The following is a 15,926-nucleotide window of genomic DNA, read 5'->3' as shown; positions in this document are numbered from 1 at the left end:
CCGGACGGTGCGCGCGATCGGCGAGGCGGCGTCTTCACACGCCGGTGTCTGGCCCGTAGCACAGCATCGGCGTGTCGCCCTGCTGCGCCTCGTAGAGCACCGTGTTCTGCGGGTCGTTCTGAAACACCGCCCGCAGCTTGCCGCTCTCGCGGTAGAAACTCCAGCATTGCGGGGCGTTCATGTCCTCGTAGACGAAGCAGATCATCTGGGCCTCGGCGTACCAGCGGCCGTCCTTGCACTCGCCGTCCAGGAAGGACCAGCGCACCCGGCGGTCCGGCAGGTATTGCTCGACCCCGTAGGGCGCGCCGCCGCTGCCGAAGTAGAGCGTCTTGCCGGTGACATAGGACTCGAATTCCTCGGCGCTCATCGGCTGGGCGGCGGCGAGCGGGCTGGCAAGCAGGCAGAGGAGGAGCACGAGGCGTGTCATGGGTGCAGCCTGCCAGAGGAGGGTCGGCGGCGAAAGGGAGAAGTGGCCACGCGCGCCGGGGGCGCTCAGGAATTGCGGTAGACGGCGCAGATGCAGCCCGATTGCCGAAGCTCTGCGCAGAGATGTGCCGCTGCGGTGCGACCGTCGCGCCCGATCCGCGCCATCCAGTAGCCACCCCGCGGGCTGGCGCGGCTTTTTTGCCAGACCAGCTCGGGCTGCTCGCCGCTGATCGGGCCGGAGCAGGCCTTGGCGCGGCGGCGGAATTGCGCCAGCGCCCGGTCCTGGGTGGTGCCGAAGGCGATCTGCACGCCCCAAGGATGCAGTGGGGGGCGGGCCTCGGGATATTTGGTCAGCTTGCGCTCGCGCGCCAGCTCGTGGCAGGCCTGCTGGAAGGGCTTTTCGCCCTGCAGCCGGAAGTCATGGGTCTCGGGCGGGGTGTCGCGCCAGGTCTCGGCGGCGAGCCCGGTGACGATCGCCACGTAGTTGATCGTCTCGCGCGCCAGCCCGCCGCGCCGCGACATCAGCCCGTCGGCCCGTGCCTCGCCGCCGTTGTAGGCCACCGCCGCCAGTCCCTGGTTGCCGTATCGACGGGTCAGCTCGCCGAGGTATTGCGCCGAATATTCCAGCGCTTCTGCGGGGTTGTAGGGATCCTTGAGGCCGCGCAGCTTCGCGGTCGACGGGATGAACTGGGCGATACCCTGGGCGTTGGCGGGGCTGAGGGCGTTGGGGTTGAACCGGCTTTCTTGCCAGATGAGCCGGGCGAAGAAGCCGGGGTCGAGCCCGTTGCGCAGGGCGAGCTCCTCGAGCGCCTCGCAGGTGTCATGCACGAAATAAGAGGGCCGGATGCAATGCACAGGCCCGAAGGCGCCGGGCGAGCAGAGCGTTCCCGGCTCCCGGGCGCCGTCGGACGGGGCGGGAGGCTCGGCCCGCAGCAGCGGCGCGGCAAGCAGGAGGACAAGGAAAAACACGGCCCGCAACATGCCCCCATGAAGGCGCCGCGGGGCGGAAAGGTCAACTCACACTTTTATCTGCGCGCGGCACGTATTAGGTGAAAGCAAAGGCATTGAGAGGTCCAGCCATGTCCTTCTTCGGCAAGCTCAAGAGCAAGCTCTTCAAATCTTCCTCGAAGCTCGAGGAAGGGCTGGACGCGATCGTCCAGGAGGGGGGCACGCAAGACGCTCCCGAAATGGCGCCCGAAACCCCCGAGGTGCCGCAGACGCCGGCCCCCGAGACGCCGACCCCCGGGACTCCGGCCCCCGAGACCCCCGGCCCGAACGTGCCGCCGCCGGTCCCCGAGACCCCGCCCGCGCCTGCGCCCGAGACCCCGCCGACGCCGGAAGAAGTGCCGCCCGCACCACCGCAGGAAACCCCGCCCGCTCCAGAGCCCGAGGCGCCGCCTCTGCCAGAGACGGAGCCGCAGCCCGAGCCGGAAACGCCGCGTGCGCCGCCGCCCGCCGACCCCCGGCCCGCGCCGCTGGAAGCGCCGGTGATGCCGCCCTCGGACCCGTCGCCCATGCCCGCGCCGCTGGAGATCCCGGCGCCTCTGCAGGATCCGGAGGTGCCGCAGCAGACGCAGCGCGGCGGCGGTCTCATCGGGCGGCTCTTCGGCAAGTCCCAGCCTGCCGCGCCGGTGGTGCGCCGGGCGCTCGACGACGAGATGATCGAGAGCCTCGAAGAGCTGCTCATCGCCTCCGACATGGGGGTGGACACCGCGTTGCGCGTCACCTCCAACATCGCCGAGGGCCGCTATGGCAAGCGGGTCTCGACGCAGGAAATCAAGGAGCTGCTCTCGGCGGAGGTTGCCCGCATCATGGATCCCGTCGCAAAGCCGCTTCCGCTCTATCCCAAGAAGCCGCAGGTGGTGCTGGTGGTGGGGGTCAACGGCTCGGGCAAGACCACGACCATCGGCAAGCTCGCCAGCCAGTTCCGCGCCGCGGGCAAATCGGTGGTGATCGCCGCGGGGGATACCTTCCGTGCCGCCGCGGTCGAGCAACTGCAGATCTGGGGCGACCGCGCCGGGGTGCCGGTGCTGACCGCGCCCGAGGGCTCGGATCCCGCCAGCCTTGCCTTTGACGCGATGACCAAGGCGCAGGCCGAGGGCGCTGATCTGCTGATGATCGACACCGCGGGCCGCCTTCAGAACCGGGCTGACCTGATGGAGGAACTGGCCAAGATCGTCCGCGTCATCCGCAAGAAGGACCCCGATGCCCCGCACAACACGCTCTTGGTGCTCGACGCGACCACGGGGCAGAACGCGCTGCGGCAGGTCGAGATCTTCCAGCAGGTGGCGGATGTGTCGGGGCTAGTCATGACCAAGCTCGACGGTACGGCGCGCGGCGGCGTTCTCGTGGCGCTGGCCGACAAGTTCGGTCTGCCGATCCATGCCATCGGCGTGGGCGAGCAGATCGACGACCTGCAGCCCTTCGACCCCGAGGAATTCGCCGCGGCGCTCACCGGGCTTGAGCGGGGCTGAGGCAGGGCCCGATCCGAGTGGCGGGGATTACTCCTCGCTCCAGCCCATCTTGTTCTCGACATAGCGCAGCAGCGTCAGGACCACGAGCACGATCACCGTGGTCATGGCCGCGAGCGGCATCTGCCCCGCGCCGCAGCCGAGCCCAACGGCCCCCGCGAGCCACAGAGAGGCGCCGGTGGTGATGTTGCGCACCTTGCCGCCGGAGGTGAAGATCAGGCCCGCCGCCAGAAACGCCACGCCTGCCGTCACCGCCTCGATCATCCGCAGCGGATCGTTGCGCTGTTCGCTCGAGCCGCCGAAGTCCATCGCGGCCAGCTCCAATCCAAGCAGCACGAAAAGGCAGGCAGCGACAGAGACAAGGATATGGGTGCGCAGCCCCGCCGCCTTGCCCCGGCGCTCGCGTTCGAGGCCGATCAGCCCCGCCAGCAAGATGGCCGCGAGCAGCCGCGCAAAGGCGGCGGCCGGGGGGATCACCGAGAAGGTGTTTTTGAATTCGTTCAGGATTTCCTCGATCATCACGTTTCCTCTGCTGGCCCGTGACCAACGTGATGGCGGGCAGGGCAGTTCCGCCATTGAGAAGCCGTCGCCGCGAGGTTATCTCTGCTCTCGCACAAGGAGACCCGCATGGCGCAAAAGCAGATCAACCCGTTCCTCAAATCGGCGCTCGAATTCGGGCCAGTGCTGGCTTTCTTCGCCGCCTATCTGCTGCTGAAGGACAACAGCTACGTGGTCGGCGGGCGCGAGTACCAGGGTTTCGTGCTGGTCACCGCCGGGTTCATCCCGCTGATGCTGCTCTGCACCGGCATCCTGTGGAAGCTGACCGGGCATCTTTCGGCCATGCAGGTGGTGACCGCGGTGCTGATCGTGGTCTTTGGGGGGCTCTCGGTCTGGCTCAACGACGAGCGCTTCTTCAAGATGAAGCCGACGTTGATCTACCTGCTTTTCGGGTTCGCGCTGCTGGCCGGGATCCTGCGCGGCGAGAGCTACCTGCGCAAGGTCATGGAAGGGCTGATGCCGCTTCAGGACGAGGGCTGGATGATCCTGACCAAGCGGATCTGCGCGTTCTTCTTCGGGCTGGCGCTGCTCAACGAGATCGTCTGGCGCACCATGAGCACCGAGAGCTGGGTCTACTTCAAGACCTTCGGTCTGACAGCGGCAGTCTTCGTCTTCTTCATGACGCAGGGCGGGCTCTTCAAGCGCTATGCGCTGGAGGCCGACAAGGAGTGACGCGCCTCCTCTGACGAGAGGGAGGGGCCCGGGACCGCTGGTTCCGGGCTTTTTGGTGCGCGCGCCAGCCATGCGTAGGTTGCATGACGGCCCTGACGAAAACAGTCAGGCACGCGGGTTCCGTCCACCCACTGATTGCGTTAACCGGGTCCATCCCGGAACAAAGCTGTTTTAGACGCAAGGAAAGACGAAATAAAATGTCCCTCTCAGACGCTGCCTATGACACGCCGCGCGCCGGGGCCAAACCGGCGCTCAACTCACCGGCCAAGGTCCTGACCGCGAGCCTCGTCGGCACCACGATCGAATTCTTCGACTTCTACGTCTACGCGACCGCCGCCGTGCTGGTCTTCCCGGCGCTGTTCTTCCCGAGCAGCGATCCGATGACCGCGCTGCTGGCCAGCTTCGCCACCTTCTCCATCGCCTTTTTCGCGCGTCCCTTCGGCGCGCTGGTCTTCGGCCACTTCGGCGACCGCATCGGCCGCAAGGCGACGCTGGTCGCGGCGCTGCTGACCATGGGCATCTCGACCGTCATCATCGGCTTCCTGCCGAGCTACGAGCAGATCGGCGTCATCGCCCCCCTGCTGCTGGCGCTCTGCCGCTTCGGCCAGGGCTTCGGGCTTGGCGGCGAATGGGGCGGGGCGGTGCTCATGGCCACCGAGAACGCGCCCGAGGGCAAGAAGAACTGGTACGGCATGTTCCCGCAACTCGGCGCGCCGCTGGGGCTGTTCCTGTCGTCGGGCCTGTTCTGGATCCTGCTGCACTTCATGAGCGAAGAGGCGCTGCTGAGCTGGGGCTGGCGGATTCCCTTCGTCTCGTCGCTGCTGCTGATCGCCGTAGGCCTCTGGGTGCGCCTGTCGATCACCGAGACGCCGGACTTCCAGAAGGCCATCGACAACGAGGAGCGCGTCGCGGTTCCTGCCGTGGAGCTCTTCAAGAACCACAAGGTCTCGATCGTACTCGGCACTTTCGTGGCGCTGGCGACCTTCGTGCTCTTCTACATCTGCACCGCCTACCTGCTGAGCTACAACGTCAAGGTCGTGAAGATCCCCTTCACCGACGCGCTGGCGATCCAGATCTGGGGCTCGGTGGTCTTTGGGGCCTTCATCCCGCTGGCCGGCAAGCTGGCCGAGCGTTTCGGCCGCCGCGAGATCCTGACGCTGACCACCGTGTTCATCGGCCTGTTCAGCTTCCTTGTGCCGGTGCTCATGGTCGAGAACGAGATGCGCATCATGGGCTTCGTGACGCTGGGCATGGCGCTGATGGGCATGACCTACGGCCTCATCGGCACCGCGCTGGCGGCGCCTTTCCCGACCCGGGTGCGCTACACCGGCTCGTCGATCACCTTCAACTTCGCCGGCATCTTCGGCGCCTCGCTCGCGCCCTATATCGCGACCTGGCTGCAGAGCAATTACGGCCTCGCCTACGTGGGTTACTACGTGCTGGCGGCGGCGGCTGTCACGCTGCTCTGCATCTTTGCGAGCGGCAAGGGCAAGGTCTGAGGCGGCCTGCCTGACGCATGGAGAAGGGCGCCCGCTGCGGCGCCCTTTTTCATCGCAGGGCAGATGCGGCCGCGGGGCCATGTGAAAGGGGCGCAGCCTGACCGGCCGCGCCCCTTTCATTTTTCGCCGGATACGTGCGTCCGACCGTTCAGTCCTCGCGCGGGGGTTCCGCATCCGGATCGGCCTTGCCGACGCCCTTGAAGACGAACTTGAAGGGCAGCATCCACAGGAACCCGAGGAAGACGTAGACCGCGAATTCCAGCCAGATCGGCGGGCGGTCGAGCGCGTTGACCACGCTCACCGCCGCGACGATGTAGAGCGGCAGGCCCACCAGCAGGATCACCAGCGACCAGCGGCGTCGGGACTTGTAGCTGAGGGCCATACCGGGTCAGTCCGCGAAGGGGTCGGTGACGAGGATGGTGTCGTCGCGCTCGGGCGAAGTCGAGAGCAGCGCCACCGGGCAGCCGATCAGCTCTTCGATGCGGCGGACGTATTTCACCGCCGCGCCGGGCAGATCGTTCCAGCTGCGGGCGCCCTCGGTCGATTCCGACCAGCCTTCCATTTCCTCGTAGACCGGAACGCAGCGCTGCTGCTCCTCGGTGGCGATGGGCAGGTGGTCGAGCATCTGGCCGTCGAGCTCGTAGCCGGTGCAGATCTTGATGGTCTCGAAGCCGTCCAGCACGTCGAGCTTGGTCAGCGAGATGCCGTTGACGCCCGAGGTCACGCAGGTCTGGCGCACCAGCACCGCGTCGAACCAGCCGCAGCGACGCTTGCGGCCGGTCACCGTGCCGAACTCGCGGCCGCGGGTGCCGAGACGGTTGCCGTCCTCGTCATCCAGCTCGGTCGGGAAGGGGCCTTCGCCGACGCGGGTGGTGTAGGCCTTGACGATGCCCAGCACAAAATCGATGGCGCCCGGACCGATGCCGGTGCCGGTGGCCGCCTGGCCGGCGATCACGTTCGAGGAGGTCACGAAGGGGTAGGTGCCGAAGTCGATGTCCAGCAGCGCGCCCTGCGCCCCTTCGAAGAGGATGCGCTTGCCGGCGCGGCGCTTCTCGTTGAGCACCTTCCAGACGGGGCCGGCGTATTCGAGGATTTGCGGCGCGATCTCTTTCAGCGCGGCGAGCAGCGCCTCGCGGTCGACCGGCTCCAGCCCGAGGCCGCGGCGCAGCGCGTCGTGGTGCAGCAGGGCGCGGTCGACGCGGGTCTCCAGCGTCGACGGATCGGCGAGATCGGCGACGCGCACCGAGCGGCGGCCAACCTTGTCCTCATAGGCCGGGCCGATGCCGCGGCCGGTGGTGCCGATCTTGCTGCCCTTGCTGGCGGCCTCCTCGCGGGCCCGGTCGAGCTCGCCGTGGATCGGCAGGATCAGCGGGGTGTTCTCGGCGATCATCAGCGTCTCGGGGGTGATCTCGACACCCTGGGCGCGGATCGACTCGATCTCTTTCACCAGGTGCCAGGGATCGAGCACCACGCCGTTGCCGATCACCGACAGCTTGCCGCCGCGCACGACACCGGAGGGCAGGGCGTTCAGCTTGAACACCTTGCCGTCGATGACGAGCGTATGGCCTGCATTGTGGCCCCCCTGGAAGCGCGCGACCACGTCGGCCCGCTCAGAGAGCCAGTCCACGATCTTGCCCTTGCCTTCGTCGCCCCACTGGGCGCCCACGACGACCACGTTAGCCATTGCTCACCTGTCCTTTTGCCGGCGGTTCAAACGGGCTCCGTATAGATCCGCGCGGCGGCGGTGGGAACCATCAAATTGGGGATTGTCGGGCGGGGCCCGAAAGAAACCGCGCCGACCGGGGGCGCTATCCCTCTGCGTTGCGCGCCTCACCCCCGGGGGTATTCCCCCGAAGACGGCGCGGCCCTCAGGGCAGCAAGTGCAGCCAGGCCCAGGTGGTGACGATGCACATGCCGGTGGCCAGCAGCACCGAAGAGGCCGCAACCCGCTTGGCGCGGCCGTAGAGGTTGGCGAAGACATAGGCGTTCACCCCGGGCGCCACCGAGGCGGTGACCACCGCCGAGCGGAAGGCGTCGGTGGGCAGGGAGAAGGCGGTGCCGAGCGTGTAGGTGACCAGCGGGTGAAGCCCCAGCGAGAGCGCGCAGACGAAGAGGATGGTGCGCAGATCGCCCTCGGGGCGGTAGCGGAAGAGCACGCCGCCGAGCGCGAAGAGCGCACAGGGCAGCGCGGTGCGGGTGAGCAGGCCGAGCGCCTCGGTCATCGGGGTGGGCAACTCGACGCTCAGCAGGTTGAACACGATGCCGATGCTGATGCCGATGACCATCGGCGTGCGGAAGAGCGAGCGCAGGATGGTCAGTGGCAGGCGGCGCAGCTCGGTGCCGCGGGCGCGGGCGAGTTCCATGGTGGTGATGCCGATGGCATAGCAGAGCGGCGAGTGCAGGGCGATGATCGCGTAATTGCCATTCAGCGCGTCCTCGCCATAGGCCTGCTCGGTGATCGGCAGGCCGATCAGCAGGGAGTTGGAGAAAAGCGCGGAGAAGCCGATGACCACGCTGTCTTCCCAGTCGCGGCCGAAGATCAGCCGCGCGCCGAACAGGCCGACAATGAAGCAGGTGATCGCGCCGGCGTAGAAGGAGAAGAGCAGGTCGAAGCGGAAATACTCGCCGAGGTCGAGCTGCCACATGGCGCGGAACAGCAGGCAGGGCACGGCGATGGTCTGGGCAAAGCCCATCAGCCCGTCGATCGCATTGTCGGTCAGCAGCTTGCGCCAGCTGGCAAGGTAGCCCGCGCCGATGACGATGAAGACCGGGAGAATGACGTCGAGGAGGGCTTGCATGGACGCAGGGCTTTCACGTTGCGCGCCGGTCGGCGCGGGGCCTCCGGCGGGCGGACTTGCAGAGGAAGGGGGCCGGGTGCCGACGGGCGGCGGGATGGTCAGCGCGGCGCTTCTCCTCAGAGCGCATAACGCAGGACCATCCCGTCATAGGCCGGGTGGATGTGCTCGGCGGTTTCCGCCGCCAGGGTCTCGTAGTCGAGATCGATGTGCATGTTGGTCAGCACCGCCTCGCGCGGCTGCGCTCGGGCGATCCATTCCAGAGCCAGGTCGAGATGCGCATGGGTCGGATGCGGGGTGCGGCGCAACGCATCGACGACGAAGCAGTCGAGATCCTGCAGGTGCGCCCAGGCGTCCTCGGGAATCCGCACCACGTCGGGCATGTAGACGAGCCCCGCAACGCGGAAGCCGAGCGCGTCGATGCTGCCGTGATCGACCTTGATCGGGGTCAGCGCGATCGCGCCGCCGGCGCCCTCGATGGTGAAGGGGCCCTGGATCGCGTGTAGATCGAAGATCGGCGGATAGGGGCTGCCCTCGGGCTGCACGAAAGCATAGCCGAAGCGCGAGATCAGGTCGTTCTGCGTGTCGCCATCGGCCCAGACCGGCAAGCGCGAGCCGCGGTTGAAGACGATCTGGCGGAGGTCGTCGAGCCCGTTGGTGTGGTCGGCGTGGGCATGGGTCCAGACGGCGGCGTCGAGATGGCCGATGCCCGCGTCGAGCAGCTGCGCGCGCATGTCGGGCGAGGTGTCGATCAGCACCCGCGTGGTGCCGTCGCGGGTCTCGCGCTCGACGAGCATCGAGCAGCGGCGGCGGGTGTTCCTGGGGTTCGCGGGATCGCAATCGCCCCATTTGCCGCCGAGCCGCGGCACGCCGCCGGAGGAGCCGCAGCCGAGGATGGTGAAGCGCAGCTCGCCCTTCATGCGGCGCCGCCCGTCGCAGGGGACCAGGCCGCGGCCTTGGCAAAGAGGCGCTCGAAGTTTGCCTCGGTGGCGGCGGCGAACTCCTCGAAGCTGAGGCCGAAGGTCTCGGCTCCGACCTTGGCGGTGTGGACGGTGTAGCCCGGCTCGTTGCGCTTGCCGCGGTAGGGCGGCGGCGCGAGGTAGGGGCTGTCGGTTTCCACCAGGATGCGCTCGAGCGGGGCGGCGGCGAAAATATCGCGCAGCTCCTGCGACTTGGGGAAGGCGGCGATGCCGGACATCGACAGGTAGAAGCCGCAGTCGAGCGCGGCGCGCGCCAACTCGGCCGAGGAGCTGAAGCAATGCATGACGCAGGCGTAGGGCTTGCGGCGATAGGCCTCGGTCAGGATCCGGGCCATGTCGTCATCGGCGGCGCGGGCGTGGATGATCAGCGGCAGGCCGGTCTCCTGCGCCGCCTCGATGTGGATGCCCAGCGACGCCTTCTGCACCTCGGCACTCTCGGCGGTGTAGTGGTAGTCGAGCCCGGTCTCGCCGATGCCGACGAATTTCGGGTGCTGCGACAGGGTGACCAGCTCATCGACCGTGGTCGCGGGCTCTTCGGCGGCGCTCATCGGGTGAACGCCGAAGGTGTAGAACACCGGGTCGTTCGCCTCGGCGATGGCGCGCACCTTGGGCTCGTTCGCGATCCGCGTGCAGATGGTGACCATGCGGTGCACCCCGGCCTCGAGCGCGCGGGCGATGACCTCGGGGCGCTCGTCGTCGAAATCGGGGAAGTCGAGGTGGCAGTGGCTGTCGGTGATCAGGGGAGTGGTCATGAATACGTCCTTTGCGCGCAGGTATCAGACATGCGCGGGGCAGGGTCAAGGAGGGGGCGGCCCTGCGTCCGGGTCGCGGGCCACGGGTGCCGGATGCGCGGGCAGGGATGTGTCCGGGTCCGGGGGAAGGGGGTTGATGGCCGCGCGGGCATGGATTTTAACGGCGCCGTGAAGGTTGGATGCGTGGGCGGAATGACGACGGAACTTCGGAAGTGGTATTTCTGCCTGAACCAGAAGGGCTTCGAGCAGGTCTGGGGGCAGGTGCGCGTCGCCGTCGCCTCCTGTCTGGCGCGCACGCGGCTGCGCCCGATATGCCTCTACAACGGCGAGTCCGAGGCGCATGTGGCGCAGCTGCGCGGGCTCGGGGTCGAGGTCATCGCGCACCGCAGCTCGCTCGAGCCGCTTTTGCGCCGGGCCTATGGTCCGTCCTATGACACCTTTTCCGGGCACTGGCTGCGGATCGACATTCCCGCGCTCGAGCAGGAGGATGATCTCGTCCTCTATACCGATGTCGACGTCATGTTTCTTGCCCACCCCGCGCTGCCACGCCTGCGCAAGCCGCTCGCCGCGGCGCCGGAGCGCTACCGCTGGCGCTACCCGCATTTCAACAGCGGCGTGTTGCTGATGAATGTGCCGAAGTTGCGGGCGCTGGCCGAGCCCTTTGCCGCCTCGATCGCGCGACGCTTTCGCGAGCCCTGGTCGCCGCCGGGCCATGACCAGGTGAGCTACAACAGCTTTTTCCGCTGGCGCCACGCCCGACTGCCGCACGGGATGAACTGGAAGCCGTACTGGGGGCTGGGGCGCGACGTCTCGATCGTGCATTTCCACGGGCCGAAGCCCGAGAACATCCGCGCGCTGGTGGCCGGGGGCGGAGAGCGGTTCATTCCCCAGTACCGGGCCCTATGGCACCTCGACCCGGAGGCCTATGCCCATTACGCAGGGCTTTTCGAAGAGTTCGAGGCGGGCTGAACCCGGGATGGGGCTCAGAGCCCGCGCAGTAGTCCGCGCCGGTGCAGCTGGGCCCGCAGGGCGATGGCCAGCGTCGAGGCGGCCATGACGCCGAGGATGTCGGCGGCCCAGTCAGTGAGTTCGGCGTCGCGCCCGACATAGGCCTGCACGACCTCGATCAACCCGCCGAAGGCGATCGCCGCCGGTGCCAGCACCCAGAGCCAGCGCGGCCGCAGGAAGGCGGCGGGCGCGATGATCGCGCCGAAGCCGAGCGCATGCTGCAACTTGTCGTCCATCAGCGCGTCGGCCAACGGCAGCCGCGGCCCCACGGTGAGGGTGGTGACCAGCGCGGCCATGCCGAGCACGAGGGCGAGGGTGAGAAGCGAGATGCGATCCATGCCTGCGAGAGACCATGCGGCGTGCACAAAGGCCAGAGGCGACGCTGCTCCGCGGCTACACGTTCCTGTCAGCGCCCAGAGGGATGGCGCCGCGAACGGGCACTGCCCGGACGCGCGGCGCGATGGGAATGCATGGCGTGGGATTTCATGGGCGGCATGGGAAAACGTGGGACCGGGCTGACCGGAGCGTTTGTGGCCCCGCGGGCGCAGGTCGCAACGGCAAGCAAATCCGCGCTGATTCAAGGGTTGAAGCACTCTCCGCGCCATGACACATGCTCACGAAACCGCGATTCCGCCCGTCGTTGAAAAATTATTTGGGATTTTGTGGAAGTTTTTTTCTCACGCTGGCGTTACCACATCTTGTGATGGGTGGGTTCCCGCTTACCACATATTCGTGAATGAGGTGCAAATTTGCCTCAATATGTTGTTCTGCAGGGTCTGCAGGACAACATGCAGTGGGATTCTCCCGCAGATTTCTATTGCTTCCCATGAAATCCCATGACATACCGTTAATCACGACGAAGGGACGGGATAAGGGGCAGCAAACGACCCCGGCGAACATCCCAGAAATATAAAACGAGCAGGTTCATACAGGCACCCGCCCTTCGTTGACATGAAGAATCCAGCGCGTGAGCGAGCAGACATCCCCCCAGGTGGCGTGCGTAGCTGGACCAGCCCGTAACACGGGTCAAGGCGGCGGGTTGATCGGTGGCAGCAGATCAACCCGCCGTATTTCGTTCTAGGGGGCGAGAGTAGGGACAGTGGGCCGCAGGCTAAGGTTCAGAGGCGAGAGCCGCAACAAGGTGGACAGCAAGGGGCGGGTGTCGATCCCAGCCTCTTTTCGCCGTGTGCTCGAAGCTGGTGACCCTGACTGGTCTGCCGGGAACAACCCGAATTTCGTGATCGTCTACGGCGATCACCGCCGCCAATATCTCGAATGCTACACGATCGAGGAGATGGAGGCCGTCGAGGACCGCATCTCGGCGATGAAGCGCGGCTCGCAGAAGCGCCGCCTTCTGGAGCGTCTCTTCTCGACTCAATCCGTCACCACCAGCGTTGATGAAACCGGACGCATCGTGCTTCCGGCCAAGCTGCGTGATAAGATCGGTCTCGAGGACTGGGCGTATTTCGCCTCCAACGTCGACACCTTCCAGATCTGGAAGCCCGAGACCTTCGAAGAGATCGAGCTTGGCGGCACCGCAGAATTCCTCGACGAGATGCCGGCGGACTTCGATCCGCTCGAGCTGCTCGACGAAGACGACGAAACCGAGGAGGCCTGAGCCATGGCGGCGCCCAAAGACCCCAACGCCGCTCCGCATGTCCCCGTCCTGCTGCGGCCGCTGCTGGACGCCGTGGCCCCGGTGCGCGGCACCTGGATTGACGGAACCTTCGGGGCAGGGGGCTATTCGCGCGGATTGCTCGAGGCCGGCGCCGACAAGGTGATCGGCATCGACCGCGATCCGCTGGCGCACCAGATGGCGGAAAGCTGGATCGGCGAGTACGGCGGACGGCTCGAGCTGGTGCTCGACAATTTTGCCAATATGGACGCGCACGCGACGGACGTCGACGGCGTTGTGCTCGATCTTGGCGTGTCGTCGATGCAGCTCGACCGGGCCGAGCGGGGCTTTTCCTTCCAGAAGGACGGGCCGCTCGACATGCGCATGGAGCAGTCGGGCGAGACCGCGGCGGACCTGGTGAAACGGCTCGATGAGACCACGCTGGCGGATGTGCTTTACACCTTCGGCGAAGAGCGCGCCTCGCGCCGGATCGCCAAGGCCATCGTCAAGGCCCGCGCGCTGGAGCCGATCGAGACCACGGCGCGGCTCTCGTCCATCGTTGAGGCCTGCCTGCCGCGTCCCAAACCCGGCCAGTCCCACCCCGCGACGCGCTCGTTCCAGGCGCTGCGTATTGCGGTCAACGACGAGTATGGCGCGCTCTGGCGCGGCCTCATGGCCGCCGAGCGGGCGCTGAAGCCGGGCGGTCTGCTGGCCGTGGTGACCTTCCATTCGGTCGAGGACCGCATGGTCAAACGCTTCCTGCAGGCGCGCTCGGGCCGGCTGTCCTCGGTCAGCCGTTACGAGCCCGAGGTCGAAACCGAACAGCCGCGCTTCGAGCTGGTCACCCGCAAGGCTGTGGGGCCGGACGACGTGGAGCTGGCGCAGAACCCGCGGTCGCGCTCGGCGCGGCTGCGCGTCGGGCGCCGCACCACAGCCGAGGCTGGAGATATCGAGTCGGGGGTGCTTTCCATGCCCCAACTGAGAGGAAAGAGCTGATGCGAACGCTTCTCTATGTCACCACATTCATGGCGATGATCGGTCTGGCCTTCTGGGCCTACCACGAGAACTACAAGACCCAGGCCTCGCTGGACCACGTGCGCCAGCTGCAGCGCGACATCGGTGACGCCCGCGCGCGGCTGTCGATCCTGCGCGCCGAATGGGCTTATCTCAACCGCCCCGACCGGCTGCGCGATCTTGCCGAATTGAACTTCGAGCGGCTGGGCCTGCTGCCGATGCGCCCCGAGCAGTTCGGCCGCATCGACCAGGTGAACTACCCCGACAACCGCGCGCTGGTGTTCAACGACCTCGTGGATGTGACCAGCGCCGGAGCACGGACGGGGGCGCTGCAATGAACGGCCGCATCCCGCTTCGCCCGCTGGCCCGCGTTCTCGACGCCCGGCGCCGCGGCGAGAACCCGGATGCGATCGAACGCGAAAACCTGCGCATCCGCCACGAACAGATGCGCGACAAGGCCCGCACGCGCGCCGAGGGCCGACTGCTGGTGCTTGGCCTCGTTTTCTTCTGCGCCTTCGTGGTGATCGGCCTGCGCATGGGCATGCTGGCCCAGTCCCAGGCCGAGGAGCCGCAGGCCGCTGCGTCGGGTGCCTCGATCCTCGCGTCGCGCGCCGATATCGTGGACCGCCATGGCCGGATCCTGGCGACGAACATGGAGACGCATTCGCTCTACGCCCACCCGCACCAGATGATCGAGCCGGTGCGCGCGGCGGACGAGCTGATGAAGATCTTCCCCGACCTCGACCGCGAGCGGCTGCTGAAGGACTTCACCAACCCCAAGCGCAAGTTCATGTGGGTCAAGAAGAAGATCAGCCCCGAGCAGATGCAGGCGGTGCACGACATCGGCGAGCCGGGCTTGCTGTTCGGCCCGCGCGAGATGCGGCTCTATCCCAATGGCAAGCTGGCCTCGCACATCCTTGGCGGCGCCAGCTTCGGCCGCGAGGGCGTGGCCTCTGCCGAGGTGATCGGCACCGCAGGGATCGAGCGCTTCTTCGACGAGGAGCTGCGCGATCCGGCACGGGGCGGCGCGCCGCTCGAGCTGTCGATCGACCTTTCCGTGCAGGCCGCCACCGAGCGCGTGCTCTATTCGGGCATGAAGCTGATGAACGCCAAGGGCGCGGCTTCGGTGCTGATGGATGTACACACCGGCGAGATCCTCGCCATGGTCTCCTTGCCCGACTTCGACCCGAACGACCGGCCGCACCCGCCGGTCTCGGGTCGCCCCTCCGACAGCCCGCTCTTCAACCACGCGGTGCAGGGGGTCTACGAGCTGGGCTCGACCTTCAAGATCTTTGCCGCCGCGCAGGCGATGGAATTGGGGCTGGTCAACCCCGGCACGATCATCGACACATCGCCGCCCTTCAAGGTCGGGGGCTTCCGCATCGGCGAGTTCGAGGGACACAACTACGGCAAGCAGACCGTCGAGGGGATCATCACCCACAGCTCGAACCGCGGCACCGGCAAGATCGCGCTCGCCATCGGTGCCGAGCGCCAGCAGGAGTTCATGAAATCGCTCGGCTTCTTCGATCCCACCGGGGTCGAGATCTCCGAGGCGCAGTCCGGCAAGCCGCTGCTGCCGCAGCGCTGGACGGATCTGAGCACGGTGACGATTTCCTATGGCCACGGGCTCTCGGCCTCGCCGCTGCACCTTGCTGCAGGCTACGCGGCCATCGCCAACGGCGGCCACAAGGTGCAGCCCACGCTGCTCAAGCAGGACGGCCCGCATTACGGGCCTCGCGTCCTGTCGGAAAAGAACGCCGCCAACGCCCGCCACATGCTGCGCGCGGTGGTGACCGAGGGCACCGCCAGCTTCGGCGACGTGCCCGGCTATCACGTGGCCGGCAAGACCGGCACCGCCGACAAGCCCAAGGAGCGCGGCGGCGGCTACTACAAGGACAAGACGATCACCACCTTTGCCACCATGTTCCCGGCAGAGGCCCCGCGCTATGTGCTGATCGTCACGCTCGACGAGCCGGTCGAGACCTCTGGCAGCCGTCCGCGCCGCACCGCCGGCTGGACCTCGGTGCCGGTGGGGGCCGAGATGATCGGCAGAATCGCGCCGCTTCTGGGCTTGCGTCCGGACTACGATGTGCCAGAAGAGGAGGAGGTCACGCTGGTTCGCAACTGATCCGGCGC

At 67.1% G+C, this 15,926-nt stretch carries 17 protein-coding genes; 8 read left to right on the top strand and 9 right to left on the bottom strand.

Going from position 1 to position 15,926, the window contains the following annotated elements; translation table 11 throughout:
• Positions 1–34 precede the first annotated feature (34 nt).
• Both G0D83_RS08690 and G0D83_RS08685 read right to left on the bottom strand, forming a co-directional pair.
• Positions 35–427 (bottom strand): hypothetical protein, encoded by a 393-nt coding sequence (locus G0D83_RS08690; RefSeq protein WP_164192136.1) that lies wholly within the window; start codon positions 425–427, stop codon positions 35–37.
• A 65-nt stretch (positions 428–492) separates the two neighbouring features.
• On the bottom strand, positions 493–1,395 hold the full coding sequence (locus tag G0D83_RS08685) for a lytic transglycosylase domain-containing protein (protein ID WP_370457194.1): 903 nt from the start codon (positions 1,393–1,395) through the stop codon (positions 493–495).
• A gap of 110 nt (positions 1,396–1,505) precedes the next feature.
• Here G0D83_RS08685 and ftsY point away from each other — a divergent pair, with 110 nt between their 5' ends.
• Entirely contained in the window at positions 1,506–2,900 is a 1,395-nt protein-coding gene (gene ftsY / locus G0D83_RS08680; protein WP_164192130.1) for a signal recognition particle-docking protein FtsY, read from the top strand.
• A gap of 27 nt (positions 2,901–2,927) precedes the next feature.
• Here the strand turns inward: ftsY and G0D83_RS08675 are convergent, their stop codons facing one another.
• Entirely contained in the window at positions 2,928–3,416 is a 489-nt protein-coding gene (locus tag G0D83_RS08675; RefSeq protein WP_164192127.1) for an MgtC/SapB family protein, read from the bottom strand.
• Positions 3,417–3,524: 108 nt separating this feature from the next.
• Between G0D83_RS08675 and G0D83_RS08670 the strand changes: the two genes are divergently transcribed.
• Together G0D83_RS08670 and G0D83_RS08665 are read left to right on the top strand one after the other, a co-directional pair.
• A complete protein-coding gene (locus G0D83_RS08670) occupies positions 3,525–4,127 on the top strand; it encodes an inner membrane-spanning protein YciB (protein ID WP_164192124.1) in 603 nt (200 codons plus the stop codon).
• Positions 4,128–4,324: 197 nt separating this feature from the next.
• Entirely contained in the window at positions 4,325–5,626 is a 1,302-nt protein-coding gene (locus G0D83_RS08665) for an MFS transporter (protein WP_164192120.1), read from the top strand.
• Between the two features lie 148 nt (positions 5,627–5,774).
• Here G0D83_RS08665 and G0D83_RS08660 read toward each other — a convergent pair whose 3' ends face one another.
• The 5 genes from G0D83_RS08660 to G0D83_RS08640 all read right to left on the bottom strand — a co-directional run bounded on the left by G0D83_RS08660 (position 5,775) and on the right by G0D83_RS08640 (position 10,153).
• On the bottom strand, positions 5,775–6,008 hold the full coding sequence (locus G0D83_RS08660; RefSeq protein ID WP_164192117.1) for a DUF2842 domain-containing protein: 234 nt from the start codon (positions 6,006–6,008) through the stop codon (positions 5,775–5,777).
• Between the two features lie 6 nt (positions 6,009–6,014).
• Positions 6,015–7,310, bottom strand: coding sequence for an adenylosuccinate synthase (locus G0D83_RS08655; protein ID WP_108964915.1), 1,296 nt, complete (start codon positions 7,308–7,310; stop codon positions 6,015–6,017).
• Between the two features lie 184 nt (positions 7,311–7,494).
• Complete coding sequence (locus G0D83_RS08650) at positions 7,495–8,424, bottom strand: AEC family transporter (protein WP_164192114.1); 930 nt, start codon at positions 8,422–8,424, stop codon at positions 7,495–7,497.
• Positions 8,425–8,540: 116 nt separating this feature from the next.
• Entirely contained in the window at positions 8,541–9,341 is an 801-nt protein-coding gene (locus G0D83_RS08645; RefSeq protein ID WP_164192111.1) for an MBL fold metallo-hydrolase, read from the bottom strand.
• Positions 9,338–10,153: a TatD family hydrolase gene (locus tag G0D83_RS08640; RefSeq protein ID WP_164192108.1), complete on the bottom strand. Its 816-nt coding sequence runs from the start codon at positions 10,151–10,153 to the stop codon at positions 9,338–9,340. The genes G0D83_RS08645 and G0D83_RS08640 overlap by 4 nt, the downstream gene beginning before the upstream one ends.
• Before the next feature lie 192 nt (positions 10,154–10,345).
• Here G0D83_RS08640 and G0D83_RS08635 point away from each other — a divergent pair, with 192 nt between their 5' ends.
• The gene (locus G0D83_RS08635) at positions 10,346–11,122 is read left to right on the top strand and encodes a hypothetical protein (protein WP_164192105.1); all 777 of its coding nucleotides are present in this window, start codon (positions 10,346–10,348) and stop codon (positions 11,120–11,122) included.
• A gap of 14 nt (positions 11,123–11,136) precedes the next feature.
• Here G0D83_RS08635 and G0D83_RS08630 read toward each other — a convergent pair whose 3' ends face one another.
• Complete coding sequence (locus G0D83_RS08630; RefSeq protein WP_108964920.1) at positions 11,137–11,499, bottom strand: teicoplanin resistance protein VanZ; 363 nt, start codon at positions 11,497–11,499, stop codon at positions 11,137–11,139.
• A 761-nt stretch (positions 11,500–12,260) separates the two neighbouring features.
• On the opposite strand from G0D83_RS08630, the gene mraZ reads away from it, so the two are divergent.
• Genes mraZ through G0D83_RS08610 form a run of 4 tightly spaced genes read left to right on the top strand, consistent with a single transcriptional unit; the run spans position 12,261 to position 15,918 of the window.
• A complete protein-coding gene (mraZ, locus tag G0D83_RS08625; RefSeq protein WP_095880995.1) occupies positions 12,261–12,779 on the top strand; it encodes a division/cell wall cluster transcriptional repressor MraZ in 519 nt (172 codons plus the stop codon).
• Positions 12,780–12,782: 3 nt separating this feature from the next.
• Positions 12,783–13,772 carry a 16S rRNA (cytosine(1402)-N(4))-methyltransferase RsmH gene (gene rsmH / locus G0D83_RS08620; RefSeq protein WP_108964964.1) on the top strand — a complete coding sequence of 330 codons (990 nt, stop codon included), beginning with the start codon at positions 12,783–12,785 and terminating at the stop codon, positions 13,770–13,772.
• Positions 13,772–14,128, top strand: a complete 357-nt coding sequence (locus G0D83_RS08615; RefSeq protein WP_164192102.1) for a cell division protein FtsL — start codon at positions 13,772–13,774, stop codon at positions 14,126–14,128. Before rsmH ends, G0D83_RS08615 begins: the two co-directional genes overlap by 1 nt.
• Positions 14,125–15,918 (top strand): penicillin-binding protein 2, encoded by a 1,794-nt coding sequence (locus tag G0D83_RS08610; protein ID WP_164192099.1) that lies wholly within the window; start codon positions 14,125–14,127, stop codon positions 15,916–15,918. Before G0D83_RS08615 ends, G0D83_RS08610 begins: the two co-directional genes overlap by 4 nt.
• Positions 15,919–15,926 lie beyond the last annotated feature (8 nt).

Origin of the sequence: Salipiger sp. PrR003, assembly GCF_010500785.1 — a bacterium.
GTDB classification, from domain to species: Bacteria; Pseudomonadota; Alphaproteobacteria; order Rhodobacterales; family Rhodobacteraceae; genus Salipiger; species Salipiger pacificus_A.
This window is presented reverse-complemented; position numbering and strand designations above follow the sequence as displayed.